Genomic DNA, 11,913 nt, shown 5'->3' with positions numbered 1-11,913 from the left:
ATAAGTTATAATATAAAAAAAACCTTCAGCTAAAACTGAAGGTTTTTTATAATAGTGAAAAAATTATTTTTTCACACGCATTATTGGAGTTTTACCTGCTTCGACAGCGCCAGATAATTTATTTAATTCTATTATGGTTTCCATATTAGAAATAACCACTGGAGTTAATACGGATTTGGCTTTGCTTTCAAGTAAAGGTAAATCAATTTCAATAATAGTATCTCCTACTTTTACCTGCTGACCTTCTTCAGCAACTCGTTTGAAGCCTTCACCTTTTAGTTCTACTGTATCAATACCAAAGTGAACAAAAAGCTCAATGCCCTCATCCGATTCTATAGCAAAAGCGTGGTTGGTTTCGAAAATTTTGCCTATTTTTCCACTTAATGGAGCGACAATTTTATTACCAGAAGGTTTAATTGCTACCCCATCACCAACGATTTTTTCAGCAAAAACCACATCTGGTACATCTTCGATTTTGACAATTTCGCCACTTAAGGGAGCAATAATCTCGATGCTGTTTTTATTATCATCGGATACGAATTGCTTAATTTTATCGAATAGACCCATTATTGCCTCCTAACAAATTTGCTTTTCAGCAGTGTAATTTTCAATTAAATCAATAATTTCTTTAGAAGTTGCTTTTTCTAATACAGTATCAGCAAATTTTTTCGCTTCTTCATAGTTAGTATTGCGAATTAATTTTTTGATTTTAGGAATTGATACTGCACTCATACTAAATTCATCAAGTCCCATACCAAGCAATAAGATTGTGGCTCTTTCATCACCAGCAAGCTCTCCACACATACCTGTCCATTTACCTTCTTTATGAGAAGCATCGATAACATTTTTAATCAGAGTTAGCACTGAAGGCGAAAACGGATTATAAAGGTGAGAAATTAATTCGTTACCACGGTCAACGGCAAGTGTATATTGAGTTAAGTCATTGGTACCGATACTAAAAAAGTCTACTTCCTTGGCTAAGTGATGTGCAATCACAGCGGCTGCAGGAGTTTCAATCATTACACCGATTTCAATATTTTTATCAAATGATTTGCCTTCAGCAGTCAATTGTTCTTTAAGAGTATTGATTTCGGATTTTAATGTTCGGATTTCTTCAACAGAAATAATCATTGGGAACATAATGCGCAATTTACCAAATGCTGATGCACGCAAAATTGCGCGTAGTTGTGCATGAAGTACTTCTTTACGATCTAAACAGATTCGAATTGCTCGCCAACCTAAGAATGGATTCTCTTCTTTTGGTAAATGCATATAAGGTATATCCTTATCGCCACCAATATCCATGGTACGGACAATTACCGATAAACCATTGGTTGATTCAGCTACTTCTTTATATGCTTTAAACTGTTCTTCTTCATCAGGATAAGCTTCGCGATCCATAAATAAGAATTCAGTACGGTATAGACCAACACCTTCATAACCGTTACGTTCAGCACCTGCAATATCACGCACTGTACCAATGTTACCGCAAATTTCTACTTGATGGCCATCAAGGGTTACAGCAGGTAGATCTTTCAATTTAGCTAGTTCTTCTTTATCACTAATATATTTAGCTTGAACTTGTTTTAATTTTTCTTGAGTTGTGTGATCTGGATTGATATAAATAGCATTATTTATAGCATCTAAAATAACAAAATCGCCATGTTTGATTGCTTGAGTTGCATTAGATGTTCCGACGATAGCTGGTATCTCTAAAGAGCGAGCCATAATTGAAGTATGTGAGGTGCGTCCACCAGCGTCAGTAATAAAACCTAGCACCATATCCAAGTTTAGCTGAGCTGTTTCAGAAGGTGTTAAATCGGTTGCAACTAAAATACATGGTTGGCTAATAGCACTCAAGTCAACAATTTCAATACCTAAAATATTTTTGAGTAAACGTTTACCAATATCACGAATATCTGCGGCACGTTCTTTTAGATATTCATCATCTAGATTTTCTAATTCTTTAGCTTGAGTTTCAAATACAGATTGAACAGCGGCATCAGCGGTTGAATGTTTACTTTGAATACGAGAAATAACTTCTTGTTCAAGATCCTCATCTTCAAGAAGCATAATATGCCCTTCAAAAATGGCCGCTTTATCTTCGCCTAATGTGGATTTTGCTCGTTCCATAATCGTATGTAGCTGTTTACTTGATTTTTGGCGAGCTTCCTTGAAGCGCTCAATTTCAGCCTCAATCTTGTTATCAAGAATTTGCCTATTACTAATAACAATAGGCTCTTCTTTTAATAATAGCGCTTTAGCAAAAGCGATACCGGGGGAAACAAGTGTACCTGATACCATAACATTTAATCCTTATTCTATTTTAAAACCGTTCATAGCTAATCGGGAGTTATTATTCCAACTCAGGAATTAATTTTACTAAATGAGCAACTGCTTCTTTTTCGTCTTCACCTTCGGCAGAAATGGTAATAGTTGTGCCTTGTGATAAACCTAATGTTTGTAACTTAAACAGACTTTTAGCACTCGCACTTTTACCATTAGATGTGACAGTAATTTCTGCATTAAAGTTCTTTGCTTCTTTAACAAATTGTGCAGCAGGGCGGGTATGAAGACCGTTAGATGCAGTAATAGTTACATCTTGTTTATACATATTATTTTACTCCCAAAATATTTTGTTTCACCGACCAATATAAATAAAAACTGCCTGAAAGGCTAGTAAGATTTCATCGATCTTTTATATTAAGTCGTCGTATTAGCTATCATATTAAGATAGCCATACTTTATCAGTATCGGTAGATACGAGTGACTTTATCACTACATTTTTTAAATTCTACCTGTCCATGGATTCCATGTTTAATATTCTCAAAAACGATTTCTTCACTACCATCAAGTTGTGATATGCGGATCTCCTCTCTACAGAAAGCCTCGAATCGCTGTAATTCCTGCTCACTATTACCCAATTTATAAGATTTAGGTAAGTCTTGACTGGTTACATAGGTATGTATTTTATCTTGCACATCAAGGACAATTACGCCTTTATTCGATAAAAACGAACTACAGGAGGTTAATGATAATGTTAATCCTGCAAAAAATAATAATTGCAGTGAAAATTTCATGATAAATCCTATAATGTTCAAAATAATTCCTTTATAAAGCAAAGCAATCTGTTTATGATTTATAATTAGATGCAAATTATATACTAATAATTGAAGAAAGTGCAGAGTGCATTTTTCTTGATGTAATAATATTAGGGGAAGTTTATGTCAGATACTATTAATTACGACGAATTTAATCGCCAATTAATCCAAAATAAAATAGGCATTACCGCTGCTGAGTTACATGGTTTTCTTTCAGGCATATTAGCTGGAGGTAACAATGACGAGAGCTGGCGTCCATTAGTTGAGGATATGTTAAACAATGGTCAAAAAATGCCAACATCATTAGATGAAAAAATTAGCCAACTTTATGCGCTTATCAAACAGCAATTTTTTGAAGAAGATTTCAGCTTTCAGTTATTACTTAGCGACAAAGATTTATATACACAACTGGATGATTTAGTTGGTTGGGTAAATCATTTTTTACTTGGTATTGGACTTGTGCAACCTAAAATTAACCACATCAAAGGTGATGTTGGTGAAGCTATTTATGACCTACGTCAAATTGTTAAACTAGGCTATGATGAAAATGAAGATCAACAAGAGCTTGGTTTTGCTTTTGAAGAGATAAAAGAGTATGTTCGCATAACTTCTATGCTATGTTTTGATGAATTTAACGAATTTAATGAGGCTGACACACCTCCAACAATCCATTGATATTAATAACATTACATCTTCAGGGGCATCACAATGATAAATACTGATATCGAAACAGAACTTTTTGCACGTCGAGAAAAATTACTAGCTCAAATGATACCAAATAGTGTTGCACTTTTTTTTGCTGCTCCAGAAATGACGAGGAGTAATGACACCCACTACCCATATCGACAAAATAGCGACTTTTGGTATTTTACACTTTTTTCTGAACCAGAAGCGGTATTTGCAGTAGTTAAACAAAAAGATAATACAACTAAATACATATTATTTAATCGCCCCAAAGATACGCTAGCAGAGACTTGGACTGGTTACCGTTTAGGTCAAGATGCCGCATTAAAGACGGTTTTTGTTGATGAAGCTTATATATTTGATGAAATTGAAAAAGTATTACCTGATTTATTAAATGGCAAAACGGCGGTTTACCATGCTGACCAACAGTATCAATATGCCGATAGCATTGTAAATCGCACAATGAATACGCTGCGACAAGGGAGTAGATTAAATCTTTATGCACCAAACAGCACGATCGATTGGCGACCGATAGTTCATCAAATGCGCATGTTTAAATCAGATTTTGAAATAAAAATATTGCGCAAGGCTTGCAAAATCAGCGCACAATCTCACGTTCGAGCAATGCAAAAATGTAAACCGAATATGTATGAGTATCAACTAGAAGCTGAAATCTTGCATGAATTTGCATGGCATGGCGCACGAGCACCATCTTATAACACTATTGTTGGTAGTGGTAATAATGGATGTATACTACATTATGAAAATAATAGTCAGCAGTTAAAAGATGGCGATTTAGTTTTAATTGATGCGGGTTGTGAATATCAGTACTATGCAGGCGATATAACTCGCACTTTTCCTATCAATGGCAAATTTAACCAAGCTCAACTTGAAATTTATAACATCGTTTTAGCATCACAATATCAAGCCATTAAATTATTTAAACCGGGCACTTCAATTATGGAAGTCAATAATCAAGTTATAAGAACGATGGTAGAAGGTTTAGTAAAACTCGGGATTATGCAAGGTGATGTTGATAGCTTAATTGCTAATAAAGCTTATACACAATATTACATGCACGGTTTAGGCCATTGGTTAGGTATTGATGTACATGATGTTGGTAGTGGACGAGATCGAATTTTAGAGCCAGGAATGGTATTGACCGTTGAACCAGGGCTTTATATTAATCAAGAATCAGATGTACCAGCACAATATAAAGGTATCGGTATTCGGATCGAAGATAACATTTTAATTACTGACACAGGAAATGAAGTTCTGACAGGTGATGTTCCAAAAGACCCAGCTGAAATTGAAAAATTAATGGAAAATAAATTTACTCATTAATTGTGTCGTTGCCGTAATTTTTAAAATAAAAATTACGGTTTTTTGTTTTCATCTACCTAATTATTAATCCAACTTAATTGATTTATCACGGTTAAAAATAATTCTAATTTTTAGGTCTTTTGCTGGAATTGATTTGTACTTCCAAGTTTTCATGGCATTTATTACCGAACGATTAAATATATTATTAGGATTTGCTTCAACAATGCGAATATTTTCAACTCGCCCATCGCTGTTAACATCAAACATTGCTACCACATAGCCTTCTAAGCGCATATCAAGCGCTCGGCGTGGATACTCAGGTTGATTCCGTCTAATTGGAGAAGGATTACCTGAATATTGGCGATTATCTGAAAGTTTGGGTGCAACAGAGGTATTTGCCAAATTATCACTAACCACTTCTTGCCTAACTTGTTTATGAGAAGCTTTTTGGACTGACCTGCGCTTTTTTTTCGGCTTTTTATCTTTTTTTACTACAACTTCCTTTTGGGGCTCAACTGTTGATTTATTAGATATTTTTTCGAGAATAGATTTAGGATTTTCTTCCTTAACCACTTCTGGTTCAACAACAGGATCAATTGGTTTTTCTTCAATTTGTTTGTTATCGATCAGTTCACTATTTTCCGCACCTTGAATTTCTGGAGTATTTTCAACTAATGATTGTTCAGGGGCGGCAAATTGGGATAGATCGACCATAATAGCTTTAATCGCATTATCGCCTTCATCAACAGCAACATTTTTAGCAAACAAGGCAGAACTAAAGAGCAGAGCAAATAAGATAAGATGCGACAATACAGAAACTGATGTACATACATAGTTGTTTTTAGGCTTTTTTTTAATTGGACTCAAAGGGGCCTTAGTATTATCGAGATCTATATCAAAGTTAATCTTCATAATAATAATCATATTTAACTTAATGACAGTTATTCTAAATGAAAATGCTTATCATTTGTAGTATTATTTTAAAATAAGATAGATGAAACCTTGTTGCATAAAGATATTTATCAGATAATAGAAAATAAATATCTATTATTTGTAGTGGTTAGGCTGATGAATACTCCATCAATGAATCAAATACTCGATCTTGTTAAAAATGATTTAGTCAAAGTAAATGAGGCAATACAGGCAGAACTAACTTCTGATGTGGCTTTAATTAATCAATTAGGCAATTACATCATTAGTAGTGGTGGCAAACGTATACGCCCTGTTATCGCATTATTAATAGCCAAAGCACTCAACTACCAAGGCGATAAACATATTATCACTGCTGCTTTTATTGAATTTATTCATACCGCCACCTTATTGCATGATGATGTTGTTGACGAATCCGATTTACGCCGAGGCAAATCAACCGCCAATGCACTTTTTGGCAATGCCGCGAGCGTATTAGTTGGCGATTATATTTACACACGCTCTTTTCAAATGATGGTACGTACAGAATCGTTCAAAGTATTGACGATCATGTCGGCTGCAACCAATGTAATAGCTGAAGGTGAAGTACAACAGTTGATTAATTGTAACGATCCAGATATCACAAAAGAACAATATTTAGATGTAATTTATCGAAAAACGGCACGTCTATTTGAAGCAACATCGCATTCTGCTGCTGTCCTAGCTGGAGCTAGTGAGGAGCAAGAACTCGCCCTACAAGAATATGGAAAATATTTAGGCACAGCCTTTCAAATCATTGATGATCTACTCGATTATAGTGCTGATAGCAACCAAAAATTAGGTAAAAATTTAGGGGACGATCTTAACGAAGGCAAGCCCACTCTACCGCTTTTACATGCTATGCACCACACAAAAAACGCCCAAGATGCGGCATTAATACGCCAAGCAATAGAGCAAGGTAATGGTCGACAATTATTAGATCGTATTTTAAACATCATGGACGAATGTGGTTCGCTAGATTTTACGTTACAAACTGCTCAAAAAGAAGCGCAAAAAGCGTTTGACGTTATCGCAATTTTACCTGATTCGCCTTATAAACAAGCGTTACAAGATCTTGCCTTATTGTCAGTAAAAAGAGAAAACTAACTAGCCAATAAATCAATTAAATATATGCTTTTTATACTCAAACACATAGTTTCCTGAAACTTTTTGTCATTAGTTTCATATACAATAACTTTAATTTAAGGTAATTATTTATGCTTAAAAGGTTTTGGCCTGTTTTGTTAATTTTTATCTCGATGATTTCAGTGCAAGGCAGTGCCTCAATAGCCAAATATCTGTTTCCTGTATTAGGGCCTGAAGGGATGACAGCTTGGCGATTATTTTTTTCAGCAATTATGTTAATTTTAATATTCAAGCCGTGGCGTAAAACACTGACAAAACAAGCATTAAAATACATTTTTTTATACGGTATTTCAATTGGTTGTATGAATTTAGCGTTTTACAATGCAATCGCAAGAATTCCGCTAGGTATTGCAGTTGCCATTGAACTCACAGGGCCAATTATGGTGGCGATGTGCTCCTCGCGTAAAGTACTTGATTTTATTTGGTTAGGTGTTGCTATTATTGGCTTGGCTATGCTTTTACCCATTGAACAAGCTTCAAGCAATTTAGATCCCAAGGGTATTTTATTTGCGCTATTAGCTGGAAGTGGTTGGGCGTGTTATATCTTATTTGGACGCAAAGCCAGCACTATTTATGGCTCAGCCAGCGTAGCGATTGGATCAGTCATTGCTTCGTGCTTTTTATTTCCTATTGGAATTTGGCAAAGTGGCAGTACCATGTTTTCGTTGGAATTGCTCCCAATGGTTTTTCTGGTCTCGTTATTAGCATCAGCAATCCCTTATGGATTAGACATGATTGCACTACCAAAATTACCAGCACAAACATTTAGTACATTAATGAGCTTATCGCCTGTTTTTGCCGCGCTTTCTGGATTCATTGTTTTGCATGAACAACTAACCCACTACCAGTGGTTAGCCATTATTTTTATTATTACCTCATCAATAGGTACAGTGCTAACTATGAGTCGCCCAGTAAAAATAAAATCGAGTAAACCAAACAATTAAACAATTAAAACCACTATCGCACTAATTATAAGTGGATAATGGTTGTACGGCGAGCTATAGTTAACAGTTACTAAGTACTCAGTTATAACTCATTTAATTGAAAATTTAGTATTAATGACTTAACGAGGAGGTAATCCCATACCTCCGCCCATTAATCCTTTCATTTGGCGCATCATCTTCATCATGCCGCCACCTTTCATTTTTTTCATCATCTTTTGCATATCTTCAAACTGTTTTAACAGCTTGTTGACATCTTGAACCTGAGTTCCCGAACCGTTGGCAATACGGCGTTTACGAGAACCTTTAATGATTTCAGGATTAGCACGCTCTTTTAATGTCATTGAACCAATGATTGCCTCCATTTTGATGGTAATTTTATCATCCATCTGTGCTTTAATATGATCAGGAAGTTGACCAACACCGGGTAATTTAGCTAACAAAGCCCCCATTCCGCCCATATTACGCATCTGTTTTAACTGATCTTGGAAATCGTTAAAATCAAATTTATCACCTTTTTTTAGCTTCTTGGCAATTTTTTCTGCTTTTTCGCGATCGACGTTGCTTTGTAATTCTTCAATTAAAGATAGCACATCGCCCATACCTAAAATACGTGAAGCAATGCGATCAGGATAAAATGGCTCTAAAGCATCTGTCTTTTCACCCATTCCTAAAAATTTAATTGGCTTACCGGTAATGTGGCGAATTGATAACGCTGCACCACCACGAGCATCCCCGTCAACTTTTGTTAAAATTACACCAGTAAGCGGTAATGCATCATTAAACGCTTTAGCGGTATTAGCGGCATCTTGCCCTGTCATAGCATCGACCACAAATAGTGTTTCAACTGGATCGATAGCTTGGTGTAGCACTTTGATTTCATCCATCATATTGCTATCAACATGCAAACGGCCTGCAGTATCAACAATTAACACATCAAAAAATTGCAATTTAGCATGCGAAATAGCTTTATTAACAATATTGACTGGCTTTTCAGCAATATCAGATGGAAAAACTTCAACATCAATAGCTTTAGCTAATGTTTCTAGCTGTTTAATCGCAGCAGGGCGATAAACATCGGCAGAAACAACCAACACTTTCTTTTTATGTTTTTCTTTTAAAAATTTAGCTAGCTTAGCAACGCTCGTTGTTTTACCTGCCCCTTGCAAACCTGCCATTAAAATCACTGCGGGTGGTTGAGTTGCCAAATTGAGCGAACTATTAACCTCACCCATAGCAGTTGTTAATTCTGCCTGAACTATTTTGATAAATTCTTGACCTGGGGTTAAGCTCTTATTGACATCTAATCCAACAGCCTTTTCTTTAACTTGATTAATAAATTCACGAACTACGGGTAGTGCAACATCGGCCTCAAGTAGTGCCATACGAACATCGCGCAATGCATCTTTGATATTATCTTCAGATAATCGTCCTCGACCACTAATATTGCGGAATGTCTGTGATAAACGGTCGGTTAAATTCTCGAACATATTAACTCTCGTAATAAATGAAAAATTGCCATTATCATATCAGAAAATTTCAATAAGTCCCACGATCATAATTTTGCACTGACTTGACACAAAATTGTGTTCCTGTTGAAATGAGGAAAGAGAAAAAGACGATTATTAATAATTACAAAACAGAATAGTTTAGACTAAAAAGGAGAAAATCGGACATGGCAAAAGTAATTAGTACTGATAAAGCGCCAGCAGCTATTGGGCCTTATGTTCAAGCAGTAGATTTAGGTAATATGTTATTTGCCTCAGGACAAATTCCATTAGATCCAACAACTGGTGAAATGCCAACTTGTGTTAAAGAGCAAGCCAAACAGAGTTTAGCGAATGTTAAAGCGATCATCACTGCGGCTGGCTATCAAGTAAGTAATATCGTTAAAACGACTATTTTCTTAGCTGATATCAATGACTTTGCTACGGTAAATGCAGTATACGAAGCCTTTTTTATTGAAAATAATGCATCTTTCCCTGCACGTTCTTGCGTACAAGTAGCTCGAATTCCCAAAGATGCCAAAGTCGAAATCGAAGTTATTGCCGCTAAATAAATTTGCTTATCAGATTAGCACCAATAGGTGCTAATTTTTGTAAAAAAGTTTCAGGTAACTATGTGTTTCAGTATAAAATTAATATAAAAACATGACTTTTTGGGTTATTTTGTTCTTTATTCATCTTATTAAAAAACGGCAATTTTCCAACCAAAAATCAACTTAATTATTTGCTATTAAACTATTATTTAATGATTGATCGCCAATAGAGTTGGTGCAATAATCTACAATTATTTATTATTATTATTTGTACCAATTGGATTGTAAAAATGTTTGAAAAAGTAGAGCCGTACTCAGGGGACCCCATCTTATCACTAGTAACTGAATTTATTAATGATAGTCGAGAAAACAAAATAAATTTAAGTATTGGTTATTATTATGATGAAAATAGCATAGTGCCTCAATTACAATGTATTAAAACGGCGCGTGATTATATCTATCATCACAACCAAGATGCTCAATTGTATTTACCCATGAGTGGCCTACCAGCTTATTGCCAAGCGATCCAATCTTTATTATTTGGTGAAGATCATTCGGCCTCTAAAGATAAACGTATCGCAACGATACAAACCTTAGGCGGATCGGGGGCTCTTAAAATAGGTGCTGATTTTTTATTTCGCTATTTCCCAAATTCACAAGTATGGGTCAGCGATCCAACTTGGGAAAATCACATCGCCATTTTTAATGGTGCTGGTTTTAAAGTAAACCAATATCCTTACTTTGATGAACAAACATGTGGCGTAAAATTTGAAGCAATGCTTGAAACATTAAATCAACTACCAGCTAAAAGCATAGTCTTACTACACCCTTGTTGCCATAACCCAACTGGCGCTGATCTAACGCAAGCACAGTGGGATAAAGTAATAGCAGTTTTACAAGCACGAGATCTTATTCCATTTATGGATATTGCTTATCAAGGCTTTGGCAAAGGTATTGAACAAGACGTTTATGCGATTCGAAAAATGGCAGATGTAGGATTGTGTGGATTTGTTAGTAACTCATTTTCGAAAACATTTTCACTTTATGGTGAACGAGTGGGAGGATTATCCGTTTTATGTGATAACAACCAGATCGCTAACCGTGTGTTAGGACAGTTACAAGCAACGGTTCGCCAAAATTATTCAACCCCAGCGGCATATGGTGTGCAGTTAGTGAGTTATGTTTTAAATAATCCAGAACTTAAAGCGCAATGGTTAAAAGAAGTCGAATCCATGAGAACTCGCATCGTAACCATGCGATCAACTCTGGTTGAATTATTAAAAAAAGCGGCACCTGATTGTCATTTTGATTATTTAGTAAAACAGCAGGGCATGTTTAGTTATACCGGTTTTAGTAAAGAGCAAGTTACACAATTAAAAGATAATTTTGCTATTTATTTGGTGGGTAGCGGAAGAATGTGTGTAGCGGGTTTAAATCACCATAATATCGAACGTGTGGCAGAAGCATTTGCTGCACTAAAACAATCATGTTAATAAAGGAGTGTATTTTTATGTTCCATAAAATGTTAATGTTAATATTAGGTATAGCAATGGCGACTTTAGTTGTTGGATGTAACACCGTAAAAGGTGTTGGTCAAGATGTCGAATCGGGTGGAAAAGCCATTTCACATACAGCCGAAAAAGTGAGTGATAAAATGTAACTAAGGTTATCTATGTCTAGCAAAATATCCGTTTTTTAACTATTTTTAGAGTAAAATATTTTGTATTTTATA

Annotated in this window: 13 protein-coding genes; 7 read left to right on the top strand and 6 right to left on the bottom strand. The window is 35.4% G+C overall.

Going from position 1 to position 11,913, the window contains the following annotated elements:
• Positions 1 to 63: 63 nt before the first annotated feature.
• The 4 genes from crr to ACGH6S_RS03090 all read right to left on the bottom strand — a co-directional run bounded on the left by crr (position 64) and on the right by ACGH6S_RS03090 (position 3,080).
• Complete coding sequence (crr, locus tag ACGH6S_RS03105; RefSeq protein ID WP_065574261.1) at positions 64 to 567, bottom strand: PTS glucose transporter subunit IIA; 504 nt, start codon at positions 565 to 567, stop codon at positions 64 to 66.
• Between the two features lie 9 nt (positions 568 to 576).
• Positions 577 to 2,304: a phosphoenolpyruvate-protein phosphotransferase PtsI gene (gene ptsI, locus ACGH6S_RS03100; RefSeq protein ID WP_085166005.1), complete on the bottom strand. Its 1,728-nt coding sequence runs from the start codon at positions 2,302 to 2,304 to the stop codon at positions 577 to 579.
• A gap of 52 nt (positions 2,305 to 2,356) precedes the next feature.
• A complete protein-coding gene (gene ptsH, locus ACGH6S_RS03095) occupies positions 2,357 to 2,614 on the bottom strand; it encodes a phosphocarrier protein Hpr (protein WP_034911114.1) in 258 nt (85 codons plus the stop codon).
• Positions 2,615 to 2,747: 133 nt separating this feature from the next.
• Positions 2,748 to 3,080 carry a hypothetical protein gene (locus tag ACGH6S_RS03090; RefSeq protein WP_065589712.1) on the bottom strand — a complete coding sequence of 111 codons (333 nt, stop codon included), beginning with the start codon at positions 3,078 to 3,080 and terminating at the stop codon, positions 2,748 to 2,750.
• 144 nt (positions 3,081 to 3,224) lie between these two features.
• Here ACGH6S_RS03090 and ACGH6S_RS03085 point away from each other — a divergent pair, with 144 nt between their 5' ends.
• A complete protein-coding gene (locus ACGH6S_RS03085; protein WP_174799334.1) occupies positions 3,225 to 3,776 on the top strand; it encodes a UPF0149 family protein in 552 nt (183 codons plus the stop codon).
• 33 nt (positions 3,777 to 3,809) lie between these two features.
• Positions 3,810 to 5,129, top strand: a complete 1,320-nt coding sequence (gene pepP / locus ACGH6S_RS03080; protein WP_411578321.1) for a Xaa-Pro aminopeptidase — start codon at positions 3,810 to 3,812, stop codon at positions 5,127 to 5,129.
• Between the two features lie 63 nt (positions 5,130 to 5,192).
• Here the strand turns inward: pepP and ACGH6S_RS03075 are convergent, their stop codons facing one another.
• Positions 5,193 to 6,020 (bottom strand): TonB family protein, encoded by an 828-nt coding sequence (locus ACGH6S_RS03075; protein WP_411578320.1) that lies wholly within the window; start codon positions 6,018 to 6,020, stop codon positions 5,193 to 5,195.
• Between the two features lie 156 nt (positions 6,021 to 6,176).
• Here ACGH6S_RS03075 and ispB point away from each other — a divergent pair, with 156 nt between their 5' ends.
• Positions 6,177 to 7,163 carry an octaprenyl diphosphate synthase gene (gene ispB / locus ACGH6S_RS03070; protein WP_174799337.1) on the top strand — a complete coding sequence of 329 codons (987 nt, stop codon included), beginning with the start codon at positions 6,177 to 6,179 and terminating at the stop codon, positions 7,161 to 7,163.
• A gap of 110 nt (positions 7,164 to 7,273) precedes the next feature.
• The gene (locus ACGH6S_RS03065) at positions 7,274 to 8,146 is read left to right on the top strand and encodes an EamA family transporter (protein ID WP_085165999.1); all 873 of its coding nucleotides are present in this window, start codon (positions 7,274 to 7,276) and stop codon (positions 8,144 to 8,146) included.
• Between the two features lie 119 nt (positions 8,147 to 8,265).
• On the opposite strand, the gene ffh is transcribed toward ACGH6S_RS03065, so the two are convergent.
• Positions 8,266 to 9,633 (bottom strand): signal recognition particle protein, encoded by a 1,368-nt coding sequence (ffh, locus tag ACGH6S_RS03060; protein WP_411578319.1) that lies wholly within the window; start codon positions 9,631 to 9,633, stop codon positions 8,266 to 8,268.
• 185 nt (positions 9,634 to 9,818) lie between these two features.
• Between ffh and ACGH6S_RS03055 the strand changes: the two genes are divergently transcribed.
• From ACGH6S_RS03055 to ACGH6S_RS03045, 3 genes are all read left to right on the top strand, one after another.
• A complete protein-coding gene (locus tag ACGH6S_RS03055) occupies positions 9,819 to 10,202 on the top strand; it encodes a RidA family protein (protein ID WP_034915311.1) in 384 nt (127 codons plus the stop codon).
• Between the two features lie 269 nt (positions 10,203 to 10,471).
• Positions 10,472 to 11,674, top strand: a complete 1,203-nt coding sequence (locus ACGH6S_RS03050; RefSeq protein WP_174799338.1) for an aromatic amino acid transaminase — start codon at positions 10,472 to 10,474, stop codon at positions 11,672 to 11,674.
• Positions 11,675 to 11,709: 35 nt separating this feature from the next.
• The gene (locus ACGH6S_RS03045; RefSeq protein WP_370738315.1) at positions 11,710 to 11,841 is read left to right on the top strand and encodes an entericidin A/B family lipoprotein; all 132 of its coding nucleotides are present in this window, start codon (positions 11,710 to 11,712) and stop codon (positions 11,839 to 11,841) included.
• Positions 11,842 to 11,913: the final 72 nt, after the last annotated feature.

This window comes from Gilliamella sp. BG3, from assembly GCF_046635605.1.
Classification (GTDB): Bacteria; Pseudomonadota; Gammaproteobacteria; order Enterobacterales; family Orbaceae; genus Gilliamella; species Gilliamella bombi.
The sequence above is the reverse complement of the archived record's forward strand: the minus strand, read 5'-3'. Positions and strand labels throughout refer to the sequence as shown.